At 57.6% G+C, this 24,127-nt stretch carries 24 protein-coding genes; 16 read left to right on the plus strand and 8 right to left on the minus strand.

Features of this window, described 5'->3' with window-relative positions; all coding sequences use genetic code 11:
• Positions 1-8: 8 nt before the first annotated feature.
• Positions 9-2,492, minus strand: coding sequence for an ATP-dependent helicase HrpB (hrpB, locus tag F3I44_RS08530; protein WP_150010733.1), 2,484 nt, complete (start codon positions 2,490-2,492; stop codon positions 9-11).
• A 36-nt stretch (positions 2,493-2,528) separates the two neighbouring features.
• Here hrpB and thpR point away from each other — a divergent pair, with 36 nt between their 5' ends.
• The 9 genes from thpR (at position 2,529) to panD (ending at position 9,586) form a co-directional block, all read left to right on the plus strand.
• A complete protein-coding gene (gene thpR, locus F3I44_RS08535) occupies positions 2,529-3,086 on the plus strand; it encodes an RNA 2',3'-cyclic phosphodiesterase (protein WP_150010735.1) in 558 nt (185 codons plus the stop codon).
• Positions 3,064-3,768 carry a DNA/RNA nuclease SfsA gene (gene sfsA, locus F3I44_RS08540; protein WP_150010737.1) on the plus strand — a complete coding sequence of 235 codons (705 nt, stop codon included), beginning with the start codon at positions 3,064-3,066 and terminating at the stop codon, positions 3,766-3,768. The genes thpR and sfsA overlap by 23 nt, the downstream gene beginning before the upstream one ends.
• A 247-nt stretch (positions 3,769-4,015) precedes the next feature.
• Positions 4,016-4,471, plus strand: coding sequence for an RNA polymerase-binding protein DksA (gene dksA / locus F3I44_RS08545; RefSeq protein ID WP_008925615.1), 456 nt, complete (start codon positions 4,016-4,018; stop codon positions 4,469-4,471).
• 73 nt (positions 4,472-4,544) lie between these two features.
• Positions 4,545-5,423, plus strand: a complete 879-nt coding sequence (gene gluQRS, locus F3I44_RS08550; protein ID WP_150010741.1) for a tRNA glutamyl-Q(34) synthetase GluQRS — start codon at positions 4,545-4,547, stop codon at positions 5,421-5,423.
• Between the two features lie 86 nt (positions 5,424-5,509).
• Positions 5,510-6,928: a polynucleotide adenylyltransferase PcnB gene (pcnB, locus tag F3I44_RS08555; RefSeq protein WP_218832235.1), complete on the plus strand. Its 1,419-nt coding sequence runs from the start codon at positions 5,510-5,512 to the stop codon at positions 6,926-6,928.
• Positions 6,925-7,410: a 2-amino-4-hydroxy-6-hydroxymethyldihydropteridine diphosphokinase gene (gene folK, locus F3I44_RS08560; RefSeq protein ID WP_150010743.1), complete on the plus strand. Its 486-nt coding sequence runs from the start codon at positions 6,925-6,927 to the stop codon at positions 7,408-7,410. The genes pcnB and folK overlap by 4 nt, the downstream gene beginning before the upstream one ends.
• 83 nt (positions 7,411-7,493) lie before the next feature.
• On the plus strand, positions 7,494-8,288 hold the full coding sequence (gene panB / locus F3I44_RS08565; protein ID WP_150010745.1) for a 3-methyl-2-oxobutanoate hydroxymethyltransferase: 795 nt from the start codon (positions 7,494-7,496) through the stop codon (positions 8,286-8,288).
• 15 nt (positions 8,289-8,303) lie between these two features.
• Positions 8,304-9,158, plus strand: a complete 855-nt coding sequence (gene panC, locus F3I44_RS08570) for a pantoate--beta-alanine ligase (RefSeq protein WP_150010747.1) — start codon at positions 8,304-8,306, stop codon at positions 9,156-9,158.
• 47 nt (positions 9,159-9,205) lie between these two features.
• Positions 9,206-9,586: an aspartate 1-decarboxylase gene (panD, locus tag F3I44_RS08575; protein ID WP_013356815.1), complete on the plus strand. Its 381-nt coding sequence runs from the start codon at positions 9,206-9,208 to the stop codon at positions 9,584-9,586.
• Positions 9,587-9,712: 126 nt separating this feature from the next.
• Here the strand turns inward: panD and F3I44_RS08580 are convergent, their stop codons facing one another.
• Positions 9,713-10,483 (minus strand): ABC transporter permease, encoded by a 771-nt coding sequence (locus F3I44_RS08580; RefSeq protein ID WP_150010749.1) that lies wholly within the window; start codon positions 10,481-10,483, stop codon positions 9,713-9,715.
• Positions 10,480-11,409: an ABC transporter ATP-binding protein gene (locus F3I44_RS08585; protein WP_150010751.1), complete on the minus strand. Its 930-nt coding sequence runs from the start codon at positions 11,407-11,409 to the stop codon at positions 10,480-10,482. The genes F3I44_RS08580 and F3I44_RS08585 overlap by 4 nt, the downstream gene beginning before the upstream one ends.
• A gap of 108 nt (positions 11,410-11,517) precedes the next feature.
• On the opposite strand from F3I44_RS08585, the gene can reads away from it, so the two are divergent.
• Positions 11,518-12,174, plus strand: a complete 657-nt coding sequence (gene can / locus F3I44_RS08590) for a carbonate dehydratase (RefSeq protein WP_033784496.1) — start codon at positions 11,518-11,520, stop codon at positions 12,172-12,174.
• Between the two features lie 81 nt (positions 12,175-12,255).
• On the opposite strand, the gene hpt is transcribed toward can, so the two are convergent.
• Positions 12,256-12,792, minus strand: coding sequence for a hypoxanthine phosphoribosyltransferase (gene hpt / locus F3I44_RS08595; protein ID WP_105099563.1), 537 nt, complete (start codon positions 12,790-12,792; stop codon positions 12,256-12,258).
• Between the two features lie 235 nt (positions 12,793-13,027).
• Here hpt and F3I44_RS08600 point away from each other — a divergent pair, with 235 nt between their 5' ends.
• Entirely contained in the window at positions 13,028-14,311 is a 1,284-nt protein-coding gene (locus tag F3I44_RS08600) for a cystathionine gamma-synthase family protein (RefSeq protein WP_150010755.1), read from the plus strand.
• Here F3I44_RS08600 and cueO read toward each other — a convergent pair whose 3' ends face one another.
• Positions 14,312-15,907, minus strand: coding sequence for a multicopper oxidase CueO (gene cueO, locus F3I44_RS08605; RefSeq protein ID WP_150010757.1), 1,596 nt, complete (start codon positions 15,905-15,907; stop codon positions 14,312-14,314).
• A 181-nt stretch (positions 15,908-16,088) separates the two neighbouring features.
• On the opposite strand from cueO, the gene F3I44_RS08610 reads away from it, so the two are divergent.
• The 4 genes from F3I44_RS08610 (at position 16,089) to F3I44_RS08625 (ending at position 19,707) form a co-directional block, all read left to right on the plus strand.
• Positions 16,089-16,436, plus strand: a complete 348-nt coding sequence (locus tag F3I44_RS08610; protein WP_150010759.1) for a YacC family pilotin-like protein — start codon at positions 16,089-16,091, stop codon at positions 16,434-16,436.
• Positions 16,437-16,538: 102 nt separating this feature from the next.
• Positions 16,539-17,402 carry a polyamine aminopropyltransferase gene (gene speE / locus F3I44_RS08615; protein WP_150010761.1) on the plus strand — a complete coding sequence of 288 codons (864 nt, stop codon included), beginning with the start codon at positions 16,539-16,541 and terminating at the stop codon, positions 17,400-17,402.
• A 28-nt stretch (positions 17,403-17,430) separates the two neighbouring features.
• The gene (speD, locus tag F3I44_RS08620; RefSeq protein WP_003854677.1) at positions 17,431-18,240 is read left to right on the plus strand and encodes an adenosylmethionine decarboxylase; all 810 of its coding nucleotides are present in this window, start codon (positions 17,431-17,433) and stop codon (positions 18,238-18,240) included.
• Positions 18,241-18,414: 174 nt separating this feature from the next.
• On the plus strand, positions 18,415-19,707 hold the full coding sequence (locus tag F3I44_RS08625; protein WP_150010763.1) for a glycoside hydrolase family 28 protein: 1,293 nt from the start codon (positions 18,415-18,417) through the stop codon (positions 19,705-19,707).
• A gap of 80 nt (positions 19,708-19,787) precedes the next feature.
• Here the strand turns inward: F3I44_RS08625 and F3I44_RS08630 are convergent, their stop codons facing one another.
• From F3I44_RS08630 to F3I44_RS08640, 3 genes are read right to left on the minus strand one after another with little or no spacing between them, the layout of a single operon-like run.
• The gene (locus F3I44_RS08630; RefSeq protein WP_150010765.1) at positions 19,788-20,552 is read right to left on the minus strand and encodes a DeoR/GlpR family DNA-binding transcription regulator; all 765 of its coding nucleotides are present in this window, start codon (positions 20,550-20,552) and stop codon (positions 19,788-19,790) included.
• Positions 20,553-20,558: 6 nt separating this feature from the next.
• A complete protein-coding gene (locus tag F3I44_RS08635; protein ID WP_150010767.1) occupies positions 20,559-21,539 on the minus strand; it encodes a D-threonate 4-phosphate dehydrogenase in 981 nt (326 codons plus the stop codon).
• Positions 21,532-22,791, minus strand: a complete 1,260-nt coding sequence (locus F3I44_RS08640; protein ID WP_150010769.1) for a four-carbon acid sugar kinase family protein — start codon at positions 22,789-22,791, stop codon at positions 21,532-21,534. Before F3I44_RS08640 ends, F3I44_RS08635 begins: the two co-directional genes overlap by 8 nt.
• 187 nt (positions 22,792-22,978) lie before the next feature.
• On the opposite strand from F3I44_RS08640, the gene F3I44_RS08645 reads away from it, so the two are divergent.
• Positions 22,979-24,127 (plus strand): iron-containing alcohol dehydrogenase, encoded by a 1,149-nt coding sequence (locus tag F3I44_RS08645; RefSeq protein WP_150010771.1) that lies wholly within the window; start codon positions 22,979-22,981, stop codon positions 24,125-24,127.

Here is a 24,127-nt window from a genome sequence, read left to right on the forward strand (position 1 = left end):
CAGCGGACTCAACCCTGCGGGGACATTTTTTTGGTTCGCCTTGTTGGCAAGGCGGTGGCCGGATCCTCTGGCCAGAGGTGTTTCGGATAGCGTCCCTTCATCTCTTTCCTGACCTCCGGCCAGGCACCGCGCCAGAACGCCGCCAGATCACGGGTAATCTGCAACGGGCGCTGGGCGGGCGATAACAGCTCAAGCACCAGCGGGATGCGTCCTTCCGCCACGGTGGGATTCTGCGCTTCGCCAAACATCTCCTGAATCCTGACTGCCAGCGCGGGCGGCTTATCCGCATCGTAGCGGATTGGAAGCCGGCTTCCGGTCGGCACAGTGTAATGAGTTGGCAGCACACTATCCAGCCGCTGACGTTGTGACCATGTGAGTAAATGTAAGAGCGCCGTGGTCAGGTTTACTGACTGCAGGCTACGCAGATCGCGTACTGCTGACATTTGCGGCAGCAGCCACTGCGGCAGGCTCTCAAGCAGGCTTTCGTCATCCATGGCGGGCCAGTTCTCTTCCGGCAGCCACTGCGCCGCACACTGAATGCGCAGGCGCAACTGTTCGGCATCCGGCGTCCAGCCCAATACCGACAGCCCTTTTTCGGCGATCCAGCGCAGCATAGCCGCGTGAAGCACATCCGGCTCCGGGCGCGCCATCGGCTGGGTCTTCAGGATCAGCGCGCCAATCTGCTCACGTCTGAACGCACGCAGCGTGCCCTTCTCTTCGTCCCACTCCACTTCGGTCCGGCGCTCAATCAGTGCGGGCTGCTGCTGGCACAGCGTTTCAATATCGACCGGCAGTGCCAGCAACATCCGGGCATCCGGCGTCGCACTGCCCTGCAACAGAGCGGGTGCAATCAGCCATTCGTTGCGCGTCAGGCCATCCTGCTCATCGAGTCTGGCCCCCAGCCCGTTGGCCAGCTGATAGCGACCGCTCTGGTCGCGACGCCGCGCCAGCCGATCGCCAAACCCTACCGCCAGCAGGCCAGCGAAGCGATCTTCATCGACCCGTCCGCCACGGATTTTAAGCCGCTGCTGCCACTGCTGCGCCCGCCTCTGCCATTGAGCCTGTGGCCGATGCAGCGCATCACGCAGATCGGCACTGCCGCTGCGCGGAGGATCTTCCAGAATTGCCACCAGCAGCGCGGCGCTGGCGACCGCATCCGGCTCATCGCCTGCGGCACAGAGCATAGCAGCAAGCCGCGGATCGCAACCCAGCTGTGCCATACGCCGTCCCAGTGTGTTGAGCAGGCCGTTGCTGTCCAGAGCACCCAGACGGGTCAGTTGCTGTTGCGCTGCAATCAGATTTCTGGCGGGCGGCTGATCCAACCACTGCAGCTGTTGCGGCCCGGTACAGCCCCACTGCAGCAGATCCAGCCACAGCGACGAGAGATCGCTGTTCACGATTTCCGGTTCGCTCTGCGCTGCTGCACGTGACGCCTGCTCCTGCGGCAGCAGATGCAGGCAGATCCCTGGCATCAGTCGCCCGGCGCGACCTGCGCGCTGGATCATTGAGGCCTGGCTGATGCGCTGGGTCTGCAGACGCGTTACGCCGCTGCGGGCATCAAACAGGGCGCTGCGTTCCAGCGCACTGTCGACGACCAGACGAATCCCCTCAATGGTCAGGCTGGTCTCGGCAATATTGGTGGCGAGCACCACTTTGCGACGTCCAGCAGCGGCGGGCAGAATCGCCCGGCGCTGCGCCGCCAGCGGTAGTGCACCGTAGAGCGGCGTCAGATCCACATCGTCACTGATGCGTGATTCCAGCTCGCGCTTCACCCGTTCAATTTCCGCCACGCCCGGCAGAAACAGTAACAGTGAACCCTCTTCATCGCGCAGCAGCTGAGCGACTTCACGCGCGACCGCCTCTTCAAAGCGTACGTTCTGATTCAGCGACGCGTAACGCCGCTCAACCGGATAGCTGCGCCCTTCTGAAATAATCAGTGGCGCATCCGGCAGCAGCGCCGCCAGCCGGGCATTATCCAGCGTGGCCGACATCAGCATGATTTTAAGATCGTCGCGCAGCCCCTGCTGCACATCGAGCAGCAGCGCCAGCGCCAGATCGGCCTGCAGGCTGCGCTCGTGAAACTCATCGAGGATGACCAGCGACACGCCCTCCAGCATCGGATCGTGCTGAAGCATGCGCGTGAGCATCCCTTCGGTAACGACTTCCAGCCGGGTTTCTGGCCCGACGCAGCTTTCGCCACGCATCCGAAATCCCACCGTGGCACCCGGCTGTTCGCCGAGCTGTTCCGCCAGCCGCTGCGCCACATTACGCGCTGCCAGCCGGCGTGGCTCCAGCATAATGATGCGTCCCGGCAGCGCCGCCTGCTGCAACAACTGCAGCGGCAGCCAGGTCGATTTGCCCGCGCCGGTAGGGGCGGCCAGCAGGATTTGAGAGGCGTCACGCAGTGCCGCCAGGATGTCTGGCAGCACCGCGCTGACCGGTAAATCGCTCACAGCAAACTCCGCTTCTGCCTGTGCTAAGATGGCGCGCATTGTAGCATCCATCCGTGATATTTGCCGGAGAGCGCCATGGCGACACAACGCTTATTTTTTGCCATCAGCCTGCCTGACGACATGCAGCAACAGCTGGTGCGCTGGCGGGCCGACACCTTTCCTGCAGAGGCCGGCACGCCCGTGGTCGCAGCGAATCTGCACCTGACGCTGGCGTTTCTGGGTGAGGTTGCACCGGAAACCTCACAACGCCTGCAGACGCTGGCCTCCCGCATCGTCCAGCCCGGTTTCGATCTCGACCTGGATGATGCCGGGCACTGGCCGCGTCCCGGCGTGGTCTGGCTCGGCTGCCAGCGCGCGCCTCGCGGCCTGCTTCAGCTCGCCAGCCTGCTGCGGGCGCAGGCCGCCCGACATGGCTGTTATCAAAGCCCACAGCCGTTTCATCCGCACATCACGCTGTTACGCCAGGCCATCCAGCCGGTTGCATTGCCACCACGCGGTTTTCACTGGCGTTTTCGCGTCTCCACCTTTTCACTGTTTGCCTCTGACTATGCCAGAGGGCGTACCCGCTATCGCGCGCTGGCCAGCTGGCCATTAACGTCTCAGGATCCGCATGCACTTCTCTCCGCCCCTTAAATCCGCCCGCCTGATCGTCCGTTACAAACGTTTCCTGGCCGATGTCGAGACGCCAGAGGGCGAAGTGCTGACGATCCACTGCGCCAACACCGGGGCCATGACCGGCTGCGCCACACCGGGCGATACCGTCTGGTATTCCACATCCGACAGCCTGACGCGCAAATATCCCCACAGCTGGGAGCTGACCGAAACGCAGCAGGGCCACTGGATCTGCGTAAATACCCTGCGTGCGAATCAGCTGGTGGCTGAAGCGCTGGACCAGGATCGGCTGCCATCGCTGGCCGGTTATTCGCATCGACAGGCGGAAGTGAAATATGGCAGTGAAAAAAGCAGAATTGATTTCCTGCTCAAAGCAGAGGCACGACGCAACTGCTATATTGAGGTGAAATCCGTAACCCTTTTACATGAAGGTAAAGGCTATTTTCCGGATGCGGTGACGGTTCGAGGACGAAAACATCTGCGCGAGCTGGCGACAGTGGCGGCAGAGGGTCATCGGGCCGTTTTGTTGTTTGCCGTTTTGCACTCGGGGATTGAGGACGTTTCTCCGGCACGTCACATTGATGCGGCGTATGCAGAACAACTGGCTCAGGCGCAACGGGAAGGTGTAGAGGTTTTAGCGTATCAGGCAGACTTATCGGCGGAGGGAATGTTTCTTAAATCGCCGATCAACGTAACCTTGTAATATCTTTTGCAATTTTATGTGGTAAGAATGTTCTGAACTAAGGGCTGATTACGCTGTTCCTCACAGGCTTGTCAAGGTGTGTTCATCAAGAATTGCCAACCCTGACTGCTTCTGTTATTTATAGCGGCCTGTTTTTTTCCCCAATGGGGGATCGATGTACCCCGCAGACGTCAGATGCAGGCCGGCAGCAACGCCCCTGCGGGACGTCAGTCAGAGGGTATAGTGCGTGTTATCCAGGAGAAGCAACATGCAAGAAGGTCAAAACCGTAAAACATCGTCCCTGAGTATTCTCGCTATCGCTGGCGTTGAGCCTTATCAGGTTAAGCCTGGCGAAGAGTATATGAACGACGCGCAGCTGACCCATTTTCGCAAGATTCTGGAAGCCTGGCGTAATCAATTGCGGGACGAAGTCGATCGTACCGTATCGCATATGCAGGATGAAGCCGCTAACTTCCCGGACCCGGTTGACCGTGCCGCGCAGGAAGAGGAGTTCAGCCTGGAGCTGCGTAACCGCGATCGCGAACGTAAACTGATTAAAAAGATCGAGAAGACACTGAAGAAAGTCGAAGACGACGACTTCGGTTATTGCGATTCCTGTGGCGTTGAGATTGGTATCCGCCGTCTCGAAGCACGTCCTACTGCCGATCTCTGTATCGACTGTAAGACGTTAGCAGAAATTCGTGAGAAACAAATGGCCGGCTGATGCCGCGTCCAGCCTGTTACCGCGCAGTGGAACAACGACTGTTTTGTCCACTGCGTGGTCACTTCTGAATCCTATGTCATCCTCCTGCATTGGTCGCTTCGCCCCTTCTCCCTCTGGTGAACTTCATTTTGGCTCGCTGATTGCTGCCCTGGGCAGTTACCTGAGCGCGCGCGCGCAAAACGGCATCTGGCGGGTGAGAATTGAAGATATCGATCCGCCGCGGGAAGTGCCAGGTGCCGCCAGCCGCATCCTGCATCAGCTGGAACACTACGGTTTGACATGGGATGGCGAGGTGCTGTGGCAGTCGCAACGTCATGAGGCCTACCGTGAGGCGCTGGCCTGGCTGCAGCAGCATCGTCAGAGCTATTTCTGCACCTGTCCCCGACGTCGCATTCAGGAGATTGGCGGTTTCTATGATGGTTACTGCCGTGAACGGCAACGTGGACCAGAGAATGCCGCGCTGCGTTTACGCCAGCATGCGCCGGTCTTTGCGTTTGATGACCGATTACGCGGGCGCGTAGAGGCGGACAGGCGTCTGGCACAGGAAGATTTTATTATTCACCGTCGCGATGGTCTGTTTGCCTACAACCTGGCGGTGGTCGTCGACGATCATTTTCAGGGCATTACCGAAGTGGTGCGCGGCGCAGATTTGATTGAACCGACGGTACGGCAGATTGCACTTTATCAGCAGTTTGGCTGGCCGGTGCCGGCCTGGCTGCATCTGCCGCTGGCGCTTAATCACGATGGCAATAAGTTATCGAAGCAGAATCACGCGCCTTCACTGCCCGATGGCGATGCCAGACCCCTGCTGGTAGCGGCATTGCGCTTCCTCGGACAGCCTGTTTCACGCGGCTGGCAGGACTTAACGCAGGACAAACTGCTGTCTGATGCGGTGTCACAGTGGAATATCGCTTTGATGCCGCAACAGAACGCCCTGAAACCGGATGCATAGACAACAGCATTCTCAAACGGTTCTCAACAGGCTATGATTAGCCGCTGATTTTACCTACACCCTTATTGCCACTGTCGAGGTGTCCCATTTTTACCCGAGTAGCTAATTTTTGCCGGAAAGTCCTGAAGCGTGATGAAGAGGAAGCCCCAGCAGAGGTTGAACCAGAGCGTCTGATGACCATCATCCCTCGTGAAAGCCATACCATCTCACGTAAAGACATCAGCGAAAATGCCCTCAAAGTGCTCTATCGCCTGAACAAAGCCGGTTATGAAGCCTATCTGGTAGGCGGTGGCGTGCGCGATTTGCTACTGGGGCAAAAACCCAAAGATTTCGACGTGACCACTAACGCCACGCCTGAGCAGATGCGCAAGCTGTTCCGCAACTGTCGCCTGGTCGGTCGCCGTTTCCGACTGGCACACGTGATGTTTGGCCCGGAAGTGATCGAAGTTGCCACCTTCCGTGGACATCATCAGGTTGAAGAGATTGCGGAAGATCGCAACAGTTCGCAGCGCGCCCAGAGCGGCATGCTGCTGCGCGACAATATCTTCGGCTCTATCGAAGATGATGCCCAGCGCCGCGATCTCACCATCAACAGCCTCTACTACAGCGTGGCTGATTTCAGCGTGCGCGACTACGTTGGCGGCATCAGCGATCTCGAACAGGGCATCATTCGCCTGATTGGCGATCCGGAAACCCGCTACCGCGAAGATCCGGTGCGCATGCTGCGAGTCGCGCGCTTTGCCGCCAAACTTAATATGAGCATTGCGCCGGAAACCGCCGAGCCGATTCCACGTCTGGCCTCGCTGCTGCGTGATATCCCGCCCGCGCGCCTGTTTGAAGAGTCCCTGAAGCTGTTGCAGGCGGGTTATGGCTACAGCACTTATCTGAAGCTGTGTGAATATCAGCTGTTCCAGCCGCTGTTCCCGACGCTGGCGCGCAACTTCACGGAAAACAGTGACAGCCACATGGAGCGGATGCTGGCACAGGTGCTGAAAAACACCGACAACCGCATTCATAACGACATGCGCGTGAATCCGGCGTTCCTGTTTGCGGCAATGTTCTGGTATCCGCAGCTTGAAGCGGCCGAACGCATTGCGCAGGAGAGTGGCCTGACCTACTTCGAAGCCTTTGCGATGGCGATGAACGATACGCTGGACGAAGCCTGCCGTGCGCTGGCGATTCCAAAACGTATTACCTCGCTGATCCGAGATATCTGGCTGCTGCAATTACGCATGTCACGCCGTCACGGTAAACGCGCCTGGAAACTGATGGAGCATCCGAAATTCCGCGCCGCATACGATCTGCTGGCGCTGCGGGCGGAAGTGGAGAACAACCCGGAGCTGCTGCGTCTGAGCCAGTGGTGGGGGGAATTCCAGGTGGCTGCGCCGCCGCATCAGAAAAACATGCTGAATAACCTGGGTGACGATCCGGTGCCGCGCAATAAATCGCGTCGTCCGCGCCGCCGCTCTTCCGCACCACGTCGTGACAATCAAAACGTGTCATGACACAGGTTTACCTCGCATTAGGCAGTAATCTGGCCGATCCGCTGCATCAGGTTGATGCAGCGCTGACGGCACTGGATGCATTGCCGCAGACGCAACGCATCGCGACCTCGCCGTTCTACCGTACACCGCCTTATGGCCCGCCCGACCAGCCCGATTTTCTCAATGCCGCCGTGGCGCTGGAGACCAGTCTCAGCGCTGAAGCCCTGCTTGACCATACCCAGCAGATTGAGCGGGATCATGGTCGGGTGCGTAAGGCGGAACGCTGGGGGCCGCGCACGCTGGATATCGATCTGATGCTGTTTGGCGACGCCGTAATCAACACTGAGCGGCTGATTGTGCCGCACTATGACCTGCTGAATCGCGCCTTTATGCTGGTGCCGCTGCTGGCGATTGCGCCCGATGCCCGTCTGCCCGATGGCCGCGCACTCAGCGCCGTTCTGGCCACCCTCGACAGTCGCAGCATCACGCTGTGGCATGGCTGATCAGACAAACGCACATCTCTGATTCCGCTCTTTCACGCTATCCAGTAAACTGCGCCCATCAGAATTCCTGAGTTGAGAGCGCCATGAAACCCACCACGATTTCACATCTGCGTCAGGCGAAAGCCAGCGGTAAAAAATTCGCGACGCTGACCGCCTACGATTTCAGTTTTGCCCGCCTGTTTGCTGATGAAGGCATTCAGGTGCTGCTGGTTGGTGATTCCTTAGGGATGACGGTGCAGGGGCACGACTCCACCCTGCCGGTCACGGTCAGCGACATCGCCTATCACACCACCGCCGTGCGCCGTGGTGCGCCACAGGCCCTGCTACTCGCCGACCTGCCCTTTATGAGTTATGCCACGCCAGATCAGACCTTTGAGAGTGCCGCACAGCTGATGCGTGCCGGTGCCAATATGGTGAAACTGGAAGGCGGCAGCTGGCTGGCTGAGACCGTACAGAGGCTGACCGAACGCGCCGTGCCGGTGTGCGGTCATCTTGGCCTGACCCCGCAATCGGTAAATATCTTTGGCGGCTATAAAGTGCAGGGGCGTAATGAGGCCGGTGCCGATCAGCTGCTGGCCGATGCGCTGGCGCTGGAAGCGGCAGGCGCACAGCTGATGGTGCTGGAGTGCGTGCCGGTGTCGCTGGCACAGCGGATCACCGAGGCGCTCACCATCCCGGTGATCGGCATCGGTGCCGGTAACGTCACCGATGGTCAGATTCTGGTGATGCATGACGCGCTGGGCGTGACCGGTGGTCACATTCCCAAATTTGCCAAAAATTTCCTGGCGGAGACCGGCGACGTTCGCGCGGCGATTCGCCACTATATCGCCGAAGTCGAGGCCGGAACCTATCCGGCGGCAGAGCACAGTTTCCAGTAATTCAGGAGAGTCACCGTGTTGATTATTGAAACGCTGCTGATGCTGCGCCAGGAAGTCCGCCGCTGGCGTCAGCAGGGTAAACGCATTGCGCTGGTGCCGACCATGGGCAACCTGCATGAAGGCCATCTGACGCTGGTGGATGAAGCCCGGTCGCGCGGCGACATCGTCATTGTCTCGATATTCGTCAATCCGATGCAGTTTGATCGTGCCGATGATTTAGCCCGCTACCCGCGCACCCTGCAGGAAGATTGTGAAAAGCTGAACCGTCACCAGGTTGACGTGGTCTTTGCCCCGTCACCGGCTGAAGTCTATCCGCAGGGCACGCAGAATCAGACCTTTGTTGAAGTGCCGGTGCTCTCTTCCCTGCTGGAAGGGGCAACGCGTCCAGGCCATTTTCGCGGCGTGGCGACCATCGTCAGCAAACTGTTTAATCTGGTGCAGCCCGATATTGCCTGTTTCGGTGAAAAGGATTTTCAGCAGCTGGCTATCATTCGTAAAATGGTGGCTGATATGGGCTTCGACATTGAGATTGTTGGCGTGCCAACCGTGCGGGCCAAAGATGGCCTGGCGCTGAGTTCACGCAACGGCTACCTGACAGACGATGAGCGTCAGCTGGCCCCGGTGCTGAGCCAGGTGATGCATCAGATGGCTCAGCGACTTGAGAACGGCGAGCGTCACATTGAAGAGATCATCGAGGCCGCCAGCGAGTCTCTGCTGGCACAGGGATTGCGTCCTGATGGCCTGGCAATCTGTGATGCGGACACGCTGCAGCCGCTGACAGTGGACAGCCAGCGTGCGGTGGTGCTGATGGCCGCCTGGCTGGGTAAAGCCCGACTGATTGATAATCAAACTGTTGACCTGACGCTGTAACTACGCCCGCTGCAGGTTATTTTATTTCTCTGATAAGGTTTCTGGCTATGATTCGCACAGTTCTGCAAGGCAAATTGCACCGCGTAAAAGTGACGCAGGCGGACCTCAACTATGAAGGCTCCTGCGCTATCGATCAGGATTTCCTGGATGCTTCCGGCATTCTGCAATATGAAGCGATCGATATTTACAACGTCACTAACGGTCAGCGCTTTTCCACCTACGCTATCGCGGCTGAGCGTGGCTCGAAAATTATTTCGGTCAACGGTGCGGCTGCCCGCTGCGCCTGCGAAGGCGATATTTTAATTATCTGCTCATATGTGCAGGTAGAGGATGCCGTCGCGCGTCAGTGGCAGCCTAAGGTCGCCTATTTTGAAGGTGACAACCAGATGAAGCGTCTGGCGAAAGCGTTGCCGGTACAAATCGCCTGATTAATTGATCGCCTGACAAAAAAGGGCCGCCCTTAAAATGGGCGGCCCTTTTTATTTCTGCTTCTGCAATTAAACCACTAAAGCCACGCCCTTATCGCAGCGTGGCCCTTACCATTCAACCTATTGTCAGGTGCGCAGTCCGCGTCCGCGCTGAATCAGCGCATAGACCAGCCAGTAGAACACCAGAATAAAGGCCACCAGTACCGAGAGCGTAAACACCAGCGGCACATCATTAATGCCCAGGAAGCCATAACGGAATCCGCTAATCATATAAACAATTGGATTCAGTTTAGAGATAGCCTGCCAGATCGGCGGCAGCAGACTCAGCGAATAAAATACGCCGCCCAGATAGGTCAGTGGCGTCAGCACAAAGGTCGGGATCAGGCTGATATCGTCAAAGGTGCGCGCAAAGACGGCGTTGAGCAGACCGGCCAGTGAAAACAGAATCGCGGTCAGCAGCAGCGTAATCGCCACCATCGGCCAGGAGTGAACGTGGAACGGCACAAAGAACAGCGAAATAGCCGTTACCAGAATGCCGACGCAGATGCCACGCGCCACACCGCCGCCCACATAGCCGGCAATGATAATGTGGGTCGGCACGGGTGCAACGAGCAGCTCTTCAATGTTGCGCTGGAATTTGGCACTGAAGAAGGACGATGCCACATTGGCGTAGGCGTTGGTGATGACCGCCATCATGATCAATCCCGGCACGATAAACTGCATATAGCTGAAGCCGTGCATCTCACCAATGCGCGACCCGATCAGGTTGCCAAAGATGATGAAATAGAGCGTCATGGTGATGACCGGCGGCACCAGCGTCTGGATCCAGATACGGGCGAAACGGTTAACTTCTTTGGCCCAGATGCTTTTCAGTGCCACCCAGTACAAATGTGTCATGCTTTTGCTCCTGTTTTTCCCTGCGTCGTCAGGCCAACGAACAGCTCTTCCAGACGGTTGGCTTTATTGCGCATACTCAGCACCTGCACACCCTGCGCGCTCAACTGGCTGAAGACGCTGTTGAGGCCCTGCTCACGCAGCACTTCCACTTCCAGCGTTGAGGTATCGGTCAGCCGGTACTGGAACCCCTCCAGCTTTGGCAGCGGACTGCGCGGTGCCAGATCCAGGATAAAGGTTTCTGATTTGAGCTTGGACAGTAGCGCTTTCATCGAGGTGTTCTCCACCAGCTCACCGCTCTGGATAATGCCGATGTTGCGGCACAGCATCTCGGCTTCTTCCAGATAGTGGGTGGTGAGAATGATAGTCGTGCCTTTGGCATTGAGATCTTTCAGGAACACCCACATTGAGCGCCGCAGTTCGATATCCACGCCAGCCGTCGGCTCATCCAGAATCAGCAGTTTTGGTTCGTGCATCAGTGCGCGGGCGATCATCAGGCGGCGCTTCATCCCGCCGGAGAGCATCCGGGCACGTTCGGTGCGTTTTCCCCACAGGTCGAGCTGCTTCAGATACTTTTCCGCCCGCTCATTGGCTTCACGACGTTCGACGCCGTAGTAACCCGCCTGGTTGACGACGATCTGCATCACCGTCTCAAACGGGTTGAAGTTAAACTCCTGCGGCACCAGGCCGAGCTGGCGCTTGGCATTCACCACATCTTTTTCTAAATCGTAGCCAAACACCCGCACGCTACCTTCGGATTTATTGACCAGCGAACTGATAATCCCGATGGTGGTCGATTTACCGGCACCGTTTGGCCCCAGCAGTGCATAAAAGTCACCCGCTTCAACGTTAAGATCGATGCCCTTCAGCGCCTGCACGCCGCCGGGATAGGTCTTGGTCAGCCGGGAAAGTTCCAGTGCATAAGTCATTCTGCATCCATACCCTGTTTTGATGGCATTGCAATGCCGTTTAAATTTATCAGGCCCTGGCATATAGTACGCGCGCGCACTTTGCGCAGTAACCGGTCGCTCAACGCCATGACAGACATCAATACCCTGATCAGAAACAACCGCGAATGGTCAAAACTGCTGGTTGAAGAAGATCCCAGCTTTTTTGAGCGGCTCGCCCAGGCACAAAAACCGCGCTTCCTGTGGATTGGCTGTTCTGACAGCCGTGTCCCTGCCGAGCGCCTGACAGGACTGGAACCGGGCGAGCTCTTTGTTCACCGCAACGTCGCCAATCTGGTGATCCACACCGATCTGAACTGTCTGTCCGTAGTGCAGTACGCTATCGAAGTGCTGGAAGTGGAACACGTTATCGTATGCGGCCACTACGGCTGCGGCGGCGTGCAGGCGGCGATGGATAACCCGGAGCTGGGATTAATCGACAACTGGCTGCTGCACATCCGCGACCTCTGGTACAAGCATAGCGTGTTGCTGGGGGAACTCCCGCCGGATAAGCGCCTGGACAAACTGTGCGAAATCAACGTTATTGAACAGGTCTATAACCTGGGGCACTCGACCGTTCTGCAATCTGCCTGGAAACGTGGCAAGGATGTCTCCCTGCACGGCTGGGTTTACGGCATTCAGGATGGCTGCCTGCGTAACCTGGATGTCACGGCAAACAGCCGGGAGATCCTTGAACAGCGCTACCGTCACGGCATTGCTAATCTGCAGATGAACGGCGAGGCCTGAGCCGATCGCGGCGTAAAACGCGACATAGCCTACACCAGGCAACCAGTGCAGGCCTTGGAAGAATGTGCGGTCAGATCAGTATCAGGATTCCAGCGGCACCACTTTGCCGATGTAAGGCAGATGGCGATAGTGCTGAGCATAGTCGATACCAAAGCCCACCACGAACTCATCCGGAATTGCAAAGCCGACATACTCGACATTGACTTCAACTTCACGGCGCTCTGGCTTATCCAGCAGGGTACAGATCGCCAGTGATTTTGGCTGACGCAGTTGCAGAATCTCACGCACTTTGCTCAGGGTGTTACCGGAGTCGATGATATCTTCGACGATCAGCACATCCTTGCCACGAATGTCTTCATCCAGATCTTTCAGGATTTTCACATCACGCGTGCTGGACATGCCGCTGCCGTAACTGGACGCCGTCATAAAGTCGACTTCATGCGGCACATCAATGGCGCGACAGAGATCAGCCATGAACATGAATGAGCCGCGCAGCAGCCCCACCAGCACCATATCGCTGCCGCTGTCGCGGTAGTGCTCGTTAATCTCTTTGCCCAGTTCAGCGATGCGCGTGGCGATTGCCTGTTCAGGGATCATCACTTCAACAGTGTGTTTCATTGCGTTCAGCCCGGTTACGTCAGAAAAGCCCCGAAGTCTATCACAGACGCAACAGCGACGACTGTGCGACCCTGCATGCAAACGATTACGTCGCGAAAATTATTACCTGTGGCCTTTAAGTCACTGAAATGCGTATTACCTTAGAACATTCTGGCATTTACCAGCATGATTCGCTGCGTGGTAGCCTTTATCCAACAGATCGTTACCCTACTCGCGCCGCTGGCCGGAGATCGCAATGACTTCATCATCAAGCAAAAAGACGCATATCGGCGACAGGCCGCTGCACCCCGAGACCCAGATGCTGAACTATGGCTATGATCCCCGCCTCTCTGAAGGTGCGGTAAAGCCGCCGGTGTTTCTGACTTCAACCTTTGTTTTTAACAGCGCCGAAGAGGGACGGGACTTCTTTGATTACGTCTCTGGTCGTCGTGAGCCGCCGGAAGGCAAATCGGGCGGGCTGGTCTATTCGCGCTTTAACCATCCGAACAGCGAAATCGTTGAAGATCGGCTGGCGGTTTATGAGCAGGCGGAGAGCTGTTCGCTCTTCTCCTCCGGGATGGCCGCCATCTCCACGGCCCTGTTGACGTTTGCCCGTCCCGGCGAGGTGATCCTGCACTCTCAGCCGCTGTATGGCGGCACCGAAACGCTGCTCAGCAAAACGCTGCACAATCTGGATATTAAAGCGGTTGGTTTCAGCGACGGGAATGATGAAGTCAAAGTGCGTGAAGCCGCTCAGCAGGCGATGGCTCAGGGCCGGGTAGCGGTGATCCTGATTGAAACACCTGCAAATCCCACCAACAGCCTGGTCAATATCCGCCTGATGGCACGCATTGCCGATGAGATTGACCAGCAGCAGGGTTCACGACCGATTATCGCCTGTGATAATACGCTGCTCGGCCCGCTGTTCCAGAAGCCGCTGACGCTGGGCGCGGATCTCTCGCTCTACTCGCTGACCAAATATGTGGGCGGTCACTCAGACCTGATTGCAGGCGCGGCGATGGGCAGTAAAGCGCTGATGGCGAAAGTCCGCGCCCTGCGCAGCGCCATCGGTACGCAGCTGGATCCGCACTCAAGCTGGATGCTCAGCCGCTCGCTGGAAACGCTGTCGCTGCGGATGGAGAAAGCCTTTCACAATGCCGAAGCGGTCGCGGCGTTTCTGCGCGATCACCCGAAAGTGGCGAAACTGCACTGGCTGCCCTATCTGGATGCGGAGAGCGCTGAAGGGAAAACGTATCGCGAGCAGTGCAGCGGCGCAGGTTCGACCTTCTCGTTCGATATCGTCGGCGATCAGCCCGCTGCGTTCCGTTTTCTCAATGCGCTGTCGCTGTTCAAACAGGCGGTGAGCCTGGGCGGCACCGAGTCGCTGGCCAGCCATCCTGGCAGCACCACCCACTCCGGCGTGCCGCAGGCGGTGCGTCAGCGTATTGGTATCACTGACGCCACGGTGCGGCTGTCGATTGGCATTGAGAACGCCGGTGACCTGATTGAAGACATCAGGCTGGCGCTGGATCAGGCGTAATCAGCTCACGGTAAAGCCCAGCATCATGCCGGTGTCTTCATGCTCCAGCAGGTGGCAGTGGGCCATGTAAGCGTGTTCGGCGGCAGCGACATAGTTGAAGCGCACCAGCACTTCACTGCGCCAGCCGTCGACATTCACCATATCTTTCCAGCCCTGCCGGTGCGGAGCGGGCGGTTTGCCGTTCTCGGAGAGAATGCGGAACTGGGTGCCGTGAATATGGAACGGATGCAGCATGGCGTCGCCTTCTCCTGAAATCGTCCACTTCTCATAATCACCCAGCTTCACCGCAAACGACGGTTTGGTCATATCGAAGGCCTGGCCGTTGATCTTATTGCCGTTGCGGAAATCGTAGCCGGCGGGCGGCGTATTGCCGTGCATGCTGTGATCCATCCCTTCCATGTTTTCCATCGGTGGCATCGGCCCGGCAGCCGTTTTCTCTGGCATCGAATGATGACCGCCCTTGCCCATCGCTTTCTCGCCGTAGCGCTGCATTAATGCCTGCATCCCCTGCTGGTCCAGCTGCGGATCCATCATCAGCTGCAGCCAGCGTGTCGTCAGTCCGTCGGTGGCGGGAAGCGCAGGCAGCGTCGCCAGCTTATCCGGCAGCGTGGCGCTGGCCATCACCCGCAGCGGCAGAATCTGTACCAGCGGCAGCGGCTGGTCAAACGGCGGCAGCGTCATGCCCATCTGTTCGGTCGGCAGCGTCACCAGATCAAACGCTTTACCGTCAGAGGTATCGATCATCACCTCGAAACGCTCACCCGGCAGGATCGGCAGTGCGTCGAGCTTCACCGGCTCAGCCAGCAATCCACCGTCGCTGGCAATCACATAGAGAGGACGTTTATCACTGGCGGCAACGTGCAGCGAACGGGCATTACAGCCGTTCAGCAGACGCAGACGCAGCCAGCCGCGCGGCACCGCATGCTGCGGATACTGCACGCCGTTGGTCAGCATCATGTCGCCAAACCAGCCCACGGCTGCGCGCATCACGTCGAGCTGATAATCAATGCGGCTACCCTCTTTGGTCAGCTGCTTATCCTGGAAAATCAGTGGCACATCATCCACGCCCCACTGCGTGGGCAGACGCAGCGTGCCGCTCTCCTTATCTTCCAGCAGAATCAGTCCCGCGAGTCCCTGTGCGACCTGATGCCCGGTTTTGCCATGCAGATGCGGATGATACCAGCAGGTTGCAGCGGGCTGGTCAGGGGTAAAAGAGACCTGACGTGAGCCGCCTGCCGCTATCACTGCCTGCGGACCGCCATCGACCGCGCCGGGAATTTCCAGCCCGTGCCAGTGCAGGGTTGTCGCTTCGCTGAGCCGGTTATGGATGTTCACCGTCACCGGTTTGCCACTCTGCATCTTCAGCACCGGTCCCAGCAGGCTGCCGTTATAGCCCCAGGTCGGCACCGCTTTGCCATTCCACTGCGTGGTGCCCCGCATCGCGGTAAGGCTGTAGCTGCCCCTGGCATCCGGTTCCAGCAGTGACGGAATCGGCAGCAGCGGACGGGTGGCTGCCATCAGCGAACGGCTCCAGAGTGGTAAGGCCCCGGCTGCACTCAGTGCGGCGGTGAGTTTCAGGAAGTGTCGACGTTGCATGGTGATCATCCTTGTGGCATCAGAGCGCACAGCCTAAACCCTGACCTTATGGGAAGGTCAAGTGCTAGCCGTGAGAATCTGATGAAAAAAGGCGGAGCAGCGGCTCACAGCGCCAAATTAATCGAAAACCTGAGAATAACTGTGCTAACGTCATGAGTAATATCCATTGAAGAGAACGACTATGAAGCAAAGCATCAAGATCCTGCTGCTGACGGGACTCCTTGGCTTCTCCTCCACCAGTTTTGCCCTGAGCGAATCCGAAGCGGAAGATCTGGCCGATCTCACGGCGGTTTTCGTCTATCTGAAAAATGATTGTGGCTATCAGGATTTACCGGACGCACAGATTCGCAAAGCGCTGGTCTTTTTTGCCCAGCAGAACCGCTGGGATTTAAGCAATTACAGCAACTACAACATGAAAGCGCTGGGTGAAGACAGCTATCGCGATCTCAGCGGCATCGCCATCACCAACGACAAAAAGTGCAAGTCACTGGCCCGCGATTCACTGAGCCTGCTGGCCTACGTCAGGTAATTACTCTGCCCTCTGCTGTCGGACATTGACCGTGCAACCACGGTCAGTGTTAGCTATCATGTGCCGCCCATCTTCATGGCGATGTCATCAGAGGAGAGCACCATGGCCCACAATGAAACGTGGTATGAAACCCTTCATGCTGGTTTTGGCCAGTATTTCACGGTCGATAAAGAGCTTTACCGTGAGAAGACTGCGCATCAGGATTTAATCATTTTCGAAAATGCCGCGATGGGGCGCGTAATGGCGCTGGACGGCGTGGTACAGACCACCGAACGCGACGAATTTATCTATCATGAAATGATGACCCACGTTCCGCTGCTGGCGCACGGCGCGGCGAAGAGCGTCCTGATCATCGGCGGCGGTGACGGCGCAATGCTGCGTGAAGTGTCACGTCATCCGGAAATCGAAAAGATTACCATGGTGGAAATCGATGCAGGTGTAGTGACCTTTTGTCGCCAGTATCTGCCGAACCACAGCGCAGGCGCCTATGACGATCCGCGCTTTACGCTGGTGATCGATGACGGGGTTAACTTCGTTAATCAGACGCAGGAAAAGTTCGATGTCATTATTTCCGACTGCACCGATCCGATTGGTCCGGGCGAGAGTCTGTTTACCTCCGAATTTTATGCCGGCTGCAAAGCGGCCCTTAATGAAGATGGCATCTTCGTGGCACAAAATGGCGTCTGCTTCCTGCAGCAGGATGAGGCCGTAAACAGCCATCGCAAGCTGGGCCATTACTTTGCAGATGTCAGTTTTTATCAGGCGGCGATTCCGACCTATTACGGCGGTATCATGACCTTTGCCTGGGCGAGTGATAATCCGGCGCTGCGCCAGCTCGATACCGCCACCCTGCAGGCGCGTTTCGAGGCCGCTGGCCTGACCTGCCGTTACTACACACCAGCGATCCATACCGGCAGCTTTGCCCTGCCGCAATATCTGTTAAATGCGCTATCGGCCGCGTGCTGACAGTATATTTTTAAGGGGGTGAACGAAATTGCAAAAGCTAAAACTACATGGCTTCAACAACCTGACGAAAAGCCTGAGTTTTTGTATTTACGATATCTGCTATGCGAATACTGAAGCTGAACGCGATGGTTATATCGCCTACATTGATGAACAATATAACGCCAACCGTCTGACGGAAATCCTGACCGAAACCTGCTCCATTATCGGGGCTAACGTGCTTAATATTGCACGCCAGGATTATGAACCGCAGGGAGCCAGCGTCACGATTCTGGTCAGCGAAGAGCCTATCGATCCCAAAGATATCGATAACTCCGAGCATCCAGGCCCGCTGCCCAATTCGGTGGTGGCGCATCTGGATAAAAGCCATATCTGCGTGCACACCTATCCGGAAAGCCACCCTGAAGGCGGGCTCTGCACCTTCCGCGCGGACATAGAAGTCTCAACCTGTGGCGTGATCTCACCGCTCAAGGCGCTGAACTACCTGATCCACCAGCTCGAGTCAGACATCGTTACCGTCGATTACCGGGTGCGCGGTTTTACCCGTGACGTGAAAGGGATGAAGCACTTTATCGATCACGAAATCAATTCGATTCAGAACTTCATGTCTGACGATATGAAAGCGATGTATGACATGGTGGATGTGAATGTTTATCAGGAGAACATCTTCCACACCAAGATGTTGCTGAAAGAGTTTGACCTGAAGCACTACCTGTTTAACACCCGCCCGGAAGATCTCAGCCCGCAGGAGCACAAACGCATCACCGACCTGCTGTGGAAAGAGATGCGTGAGATCTACTACGGCAGAAATATTCCCTCAGTGGGCCTGAAGACCCTCTGATGATCCGGCGCGCAGCGTGACACCCCATAACCTGCGCGCCTCTTCCCGCTTATCCCTGCGACTTTTCATCACGGTAACCGCCGGTATTCCCTGATCGCCAGCAATAATTGTCCTGTCAGAGCGTGCTACTTTCAGCCCTGAACGCTTACTTCTTCATCTACTACAGGCAAAAAAATGGCAAGAATTAACATTATTGATTTCGCTGCCGTCCCGGACGCCACCTCACTTTCCACTCAGGCGATACAGCGCGCGATTGATAGCGCATCAGCCGGCGACACGGTGCTGATCCCGGCTGGCCGTTTTCTGACCGGCGCGCTGTTTCTGAAAAGTGAGATGACGCTGGAGCTGGCGAAAGATGCTGTACTGCTTGGCAGCGAGCGGCTGGAGGATTATCCGGACATCGTTACCCGCGTCGCGGGGATTGATATGGTCTGGCCCGCAGCGATACTTAACATCAATCATTGCCGCAACGTTACCGTCTGCGGCAGCGGCACGCTCGACGGACAGGGTGCCGTCTGGTGGCATAAATTCTGGGGCGACGACGAAAACAGCGGGATGCTGGCGGACTATACCCGTCGCGGCCTGCGCTGGGTGGTGGATTACGACTGCAAGCGTCCACGTAACGTGGTGGTTTATCAGAGTGAATGCGTGACGCTGGAGGACTTTACCTCACAGGATTCCGGCTTCTGGAACCTGCACGTCTGCTATTCGAAACAGGTGAATTTGCAGCGGCTGCGTGTGATGAACGCCACCGGACCCAGCACCGACGGCATTGATATTGATTCCAGCCAGCTGGTTCGCGTTGAAAACTGTACGGTCTCCTGCAATGACGACAATATCTGCGTGAAATCGGGTCGCGGCGCGGAAGCACAGCAGCTCGGCAGAACCGCACGCGATATCATTATTCGCGACTGCACCCTGCTGAAAGGTTCGGGCATTACCCTGGGCAGCGAAACCTCTGGCGGTATCGAAAATGTCATCATCGAACACAACCGTTTCTCCGGCACGGGTGTCGGCTTTCGCATCAAGTCCGCCCGTAATCGCGGCGGCTGGATCAAAAACATCGTGGTCCGCCATCTGAAGATGGAAGATGTCTGTTATCCGTTTATGCTGCAGCTGAACTGGTTCCCGCAGTATAGCTACAGCGAGCAGACCGCCGACACCGAACAGCCGCCACACTGGCGTAAGCTGGCATCAGGCGTCACAGGTGATGCTGGCCTGACGCGGGTTGAGAATATCAGTATCAGTCATATCCGCAGCAGCCTGACTGAGCCTGCGACATTTTCTCGCGCCTTTTTTATTGAAGGCACGCCGGAAAATCCGATTGAACGGCTGAGTTTCAGCGATATCACGCTGCAGGCGCAGGAGTTTGGCAAAATAGCGGGCGTAACGAATCTGAGTTTTGAACGGGTTACGGTAGACGCGCCGGCCATGACGCGCGAAGAGCATGACGCCTACGCACGCTAGGGGCAATTGCAGAAGATAAACGCGCGGTGCTGCTCTCGCCCAGCTTTACGATAAGGTTGGAAAAGCACGGCGCGTTTGGTTCAGGCAGAGGTCAGCGCCAGCGTAATACCGCGCTCGCGCAGCGTGCGGCAGACCTCTTCATCTAACCGGCTGTCGGTCACCACGTCGGTCAGGTCATCCACCGGTGAGGCGCAGAACAGCGACCAGGAGCCATATTTACTGCTGTCCGCCAGCAGGACCCGGCGCGCCGCATTGGCCAGCAGATCGTGTTTCAGCCCCGCTTTCTCTTCAGTCGGCGTGGTAATGCCGCGCTCAAGGCTCCATGAGTTACAGCTGACAAAGGCGATATCAGGATTGATGCTACGCAGCAACCGCCGTCCATGTTCGCCCACGCACGACTGACTGGAGTCATCAATCCGACCGCCAATGATCGTCACTTCGATCTGCTTAAACTCAGACAGAAACAGCGCAATGTGCAGGTCGGCGGTAATCACCCGCAGCGGCAGATGCGTGAGCTGCCGCGCCAGCTCGAGCATAGTCGTACCGGCATCCAGCACCACCGCGTCCCCCGCCCGGACAAAGCTGGCAGCGCACCCGGCGATAGCCTGCTTCTCGGCCAGGTTCCGCTGCATTTTCTCCAGCGTGGTCGGCTGGGCAGGAATGAAACGATTCAGGGTGACGCCGCCATGACTGCGGCTGATTACGCCCTCTTTATCCAGCTTAATTAAATCACGTCGAATCGTGGCGGGTGAGGCGGAAATCGCACTGACCAGTTGCTCAACAGTCACCAGATTATGGCTTTTCAGGTAATCCATAATCTGGTCAAGACGGCTCTGTCCCTTCATATTTCCCTATGCGAGCTGCATCGCGAGTTTAATTGAGATCGCCATGCTGTCAGACTTCGCTTTACCTGTCCAGGCGATATCAAATGCCGTGCCGTGGTCAGCAGAGGTGCGGATAAACGGCAGGCCTGCAGTGATGTTCACGCCATCATAGAAACCCAGCAGTTTAAGCGGGATATGCCCCTGATCGTGGTACATCGCCACCACCATGTCATAGCGTCCATCCTGGCACTGCAGGAACACCGTGTCCGGCGGGCAAGGCCCGGAGACATCAATCCCCTGCGCTTTCATCGCCTCAATCGCGGGAGCAACGGTGGTTATCTCTTCATCGCCAAACAGCCCGTTCTCACCGGCGTGCGGATTGACACCCGCGACGGCGATACGCGGGGCGCTGTAACCGACACGACGCAGGAAGGTGTCCGCCATACCAATCACCGTTTTGATGCGGGTCTGGTTCAATGTGTCGAGGAACTTACGCAGCGCAATGTGGGTCGTGACATGAATCACCTTAAGCTTATCGGTATAGAGCACCATGGCGTAATCTTTGGTGTCGGTAAGGTGCGCCAGCAGTTCAGTGTGACCCGGATAGAGATGACCCGCCGCATGCATCGCCTCTTTATTTAGCGGCGCGGTAGCCATTGCATGCACTTCACCGGCCAGTGCCAGTTCGGTGGCACGCTTCACGCAGCGCCACGCCAGATCCCCCGCCTCTTTCTGCACCACGCCAGGTTTCAGCGCATCGGGATCGGCCAGCGGTTCATCGATCACATTGATAATGCCGGGCGCAAACCGCGCATCGGCTACCCGATCCAGCACCCGCAGCTCGGCCTGTGGGGTGATGTTCATCGCCATAATGCGGCGCAGCGTACTGGCACAGCCAATCACTACGGCAGGGATGCCATTCAGCTCACCTTCAGAGAGCGCTTTGATGATGATTTCCGGGCTGATGCCCGCCGGATCGCCCATGGTGATCGCAATAATTTTACTCACTCGACTTCTCCTCAATAAAACCAATGGCTGCTACCAGGGTATTTTCATCACCAAAGCCACCCGCTTTGGTCATCACCGGCAGAGTAAATTCACTGTTAAGCAAGACCCCGTGCGGCACACAGCCCGCCACCAGACCCTGAATTTTAAAGCCGCTGGCCCCCAGTGCCTGCGCGACGGCAATCGCCACGTCGCCGCCTGACAGATAGAGCGCATGCGGCAGCTGTGCCCGGCACAGACTCAGGGTCATTTCGCCCAGCAGCTGACAGATCGCCTCGCCCAGCTGCTGGCGCGTCACGCGGTGCTGCTGGCAGAGATCCTCGATCGCGTGCCGCTGGGATTCATGCTGGCAGGTGCGAATCACCGTATGGCGACCGGCACGCAGGGCAGCAGCCGCCTGTTCGCGCCAGCGCTCCCGCTCGGACCAGGCGGGCTGCTGAAACAGCTGACGGATATCAACATCCACGATCTCAACCGCGTGCTGGTTAACCAGCGCGGCGATCTGCTGTTCTGCCTGGCGGCTCATCGATCCCACCACCGCCAGCACGGGCCGCGACGGGCGAACTGAGAGCGCAGCGCCCAGCGCATCACTTAATCCGGCCGCCCCCACCAGCAGGGGCGTCTCACTCAGCCGCGACGCAGCGCTTATGAGTCGCGCCAGGTCGGCCTCCGTTTCGGCATCCACCACCACGACGCCGTGTGCTGCGGCTAACACGGCATCCAGCCGATCGCTGCGCAGCGTGGCGAGATCGATCTCCGTGCCGTCGATCTGCATCTGATCGAGAATGCGGGCGCTGAGGATCGGGGTTTTGGGATCGCTGGCAAATTCGGTATCCGTCAGTAACCGCTGATTGACCCACACGCTGCCCTCACGTGTGGTGCGTCTCAGACGCGGCAAGGCCGGTGCCACCAGCGCCAGCCTTTTGCCGCTGGCGCGCAGTGCCGCCACCGTTTCGGCCCCGACATTGCCGCGCAGCGTGGAGTCGATCTTTTTAAACAGCCAGCCCTGCTGAAGCTGTGCCGCGTAATGCTGCACCACCTGCGTAACATGCTCTGCGGCCTGAGTGGCGCTGGCAGCCCGGCTGTCGGTGCTGATCACCAGCACATCCGCTGCTTCGTCTTGCAGCGATGCTCCGGTGCCGAACAGCACATGTACACGGGCTCCGGCCTGTGCCAGCCCGCTACCTGCATCGTTGGCACCGGTAAAGTCATCGGCGATGACCAGCACCGGGGTTTTCCATACTGATACGCCCATCCTCACTCCTGTCAGGCTATTGCCTCTGTGTTTGATTATATTCAATCATGATTGATTATATGTGAGCAAGTTCAAATTAATCGAAATCGATATGCCTTATAAAATTAGCCACAGAGAGTGATGGACTTCGCATTGCGCTGAGCAAAATTAATCATTTACTCAGACATGACAGAAATAAGGGTATGAAATGAACATTAACAGCACGGTGATCAGCGGATATCAGGCGTTAAACGACATGCGCTATCTGCTGAATGGGGTAACGACAGCGGTAGTGGTGACTGACCGGAACATTGAAGCGATTCCGGCGGTACAGGCGCTGATGGGGCAACTCCGGGATCAGATCCCGCGTATCAGCGTGGTCAACAGCGTCCCGCCTGAGCCGAGCCAGCATGATGTGGCAGCCATTATCGCATCGCTCTCGCAGCGCCAGGCCGACATGGTGATTGGTATCGGCGGTGGCAGCGTGCTGGATGTGGCGAAGCTGCTGTCAGTGCTGTGCATCGACGGCGCACCGTCGCTGGACGCCCTGCTGGCAGGGGAAAAACCGCAGCGCCGCACCCGTTCAATACTCATCCCGACCACTGCCGGCACCGGCTCTGAAGCGACGCCCAATGCGATTCTGGCGATCCCGGAGAAAGAGACCAAAGTCGGCATTATTTCACCGGTGATGCTGCCCGATGTGGTGGCGCTGGTGCCGGAACTCACCACCAGCATGCCACCGCACATCGCCTCGTCAACCGGCATTGATGCCCTCTGTCACCTGATTGAGTGCTTCACCGCCAACGTGGCCAACCCGGTCAGCGACAACTATGCGCTGATTGGGATGAAGAAACTGTTCGCTCATCTCGAAACGACGCTGCGCGAGCCGGAGAATCTGCAGGCACGGCTGGAGGTGCTCTGGGCCTCATATTATGGCGGCGCATCGATTGCGCATGCCGGGACGCATCTGGTGCATGCGATGTCCTATCCGCTTGGCGGCAAATATCACCTGCCACACGGCGTTGCCAACGCCATTCTGCTGGCCCCCTGCATGCGCTTTGTCCGTCCGGCCGCGGTGAGCAAATTCGCTCAGGCCTATGACCTGCTGCCCGACGCCGACGTGCGTTTAAGCGATGAAGAGAAATCACACGCGCTGGTCGACTACTTCACCGCGCTGGTTGCGCGGTTGCAGTTGCCTGCCAGCCTGGAAGCACTGGGCATCGGCCCGGATCACCTGCCTTATTTAGTGGAAGCGGCACTCGACGTACAGCGCCTGATGAAAAACGTGCCGATGGCGGTCACCGCCGACGATGTGCGCGCCGTCTACCTGACGCTGTTCCCTTCCTGCCAGGCGTAA

The sequence above is a fragment of the Pantoea sp. F_5 genome (genome assembly GCF_008631595.1).
GTDB lineage: Bacteria > Pseudomonadota > Gammaproteobacteria > Enterobacterales > Enterobacteriaceae > Pantoea > Pantoea gossypiicola.

Excerpts from the sequence above, each read along its gene's own strand:
- hrpB (WP_150010733.1), bottom strand. The coding sequence starts at position 2,492 with ATGCGCGCCATCTTAGCACAGGCAGAAGCGGAGTTTGCTGTGAGCGAT.
- thpR (WP_150010735.1), top strand. The coding sequence starts at position 2,529 with ATGGCGACACAACGCTTATTTTTTGCCATCAGCCTGCCTGACGACATG.
- sfsA (WP_150010737.1), top strand. The coding sequence starts at position 3,064 with ATGCACTTCTCTCCGCCCCTTAAATCCGCCCGCCTGATCGTCCGTTAC.
- dksA (WP_008925615.1), top strand. The coding sequence starts at position 4,016 with ATGCAAGAAGGTCAAAACCGTAAAACATCGTCCCTGAGTATTCTCGCT.
- gluQRS (WP_150010741.1), top strand. The coding sequence starts at position 4,545 with ATGTCATCCTCCTGCATTGGTCGCTTCGCCCCTTCTCCCTCTGGTGAA.
- folK (WP_150010743.1), top strand. The coding sequence starts at position 6,925 with ATGACACAGGTTTACCTCGCATTAGGCAGTAATCTGGCCGATCCGCTG.
- panB (WP_150010745.1), top strand. The coding sequence starts at position 7,494 with ATGAAACCCACCACGATTTCACATCTGCGTCAGGCGAAAGCCAGCGGT.
- panD (WP_013356815.1), top strand. The coding sequence starts at position 9,206 with ATGATTCGCACAGTTCTGCAAGGCAAATTGCACCGCGTAAAAGTGACG.
- F3I44_RS08580 (WP_150010749.1), bottom strand. The coding sequence starts at position 10,483 with ATGACACATTTGTACTGGGTGGCACTGAAAAGCATCTGGGCCAAAGAA.
- F3I44_RS08585 (WP_150010751.1), bottom strand. The coding sequence starts at position 11,409 with ATGACTTATGCACTGGAACTTTCCCGGCTGACCAAGACCTATCCCGGC.
- can (WP_033784496.1), top strand. The coding sequence starts at position 11,518 with ATGACAGACATCAATACCCTGATCAGAAACAACCGCGAATGGTCAAAA.
- hpt (WP_105099563.1), bottom strand. The coding sequence starts at position 12,792 with ATGAAACACACTGTTGAAGTGATGATCCCTGAACAGGCAATCGCCACG.
- F3I44_RS08600 (WP_150010755.1), top strand. The coding sequence starts at position 13,028 with ATGACTTCATCATCAAGCAAAAAGACGCATATCGGCGACAGGCCGCTG.
- cueO (WP_150010757.1), bottom strand. The coding sequence starts at position 15,907 with ATGCAACGTCGACACTTCCTGAAACTCACCGCCGCACTGAGTGCAGCC.
- F3I44_RS08610 (WP_150010759.1), top strand. The coding sequence starts at position 16,089 with ATGAAGCAAAGCATCAAGATCCTGCTGCTGACGGGACTCCTTGGCTTC.
- speE (WP_150010761.1), top strand. The coding sequence starts at position 16,539 with ATGGCCCACAATGAAACGTGGTATGAAACCCTTCATGCTGGTTTTGGC.
- F3I44_RS08625 (WP_150010763.1), top strand. The coding sequence starts at position 18,415 with ATGGCAAGAATTAACATTATTGATTTCGCTGCCGTCCCGGACGCCACC.
- F3I44_RS08630 (WP_150010765.1), bottom strand. The coding sequence starts at position 20,552 with ATGAAGGGACAGAGCCGTCTTGACCAGATTATGGATTACCTGAAAAGC.
- F3I44_RS08640 (WP_150010769.1), bottom strand. The coding sequence starts at position 22,791 with ATGGGCGTATCAGTATGGAAAACCCCGGTGCTGGTCATCGCCGATGAC.
- F3I44_RS08645 (WP_150010771.1), top strand. The coding sequence starts at position 22,979 with ATGAACATTAACAGCACGGTGATCAGCGGATATCAGGCGTTAAACGAC.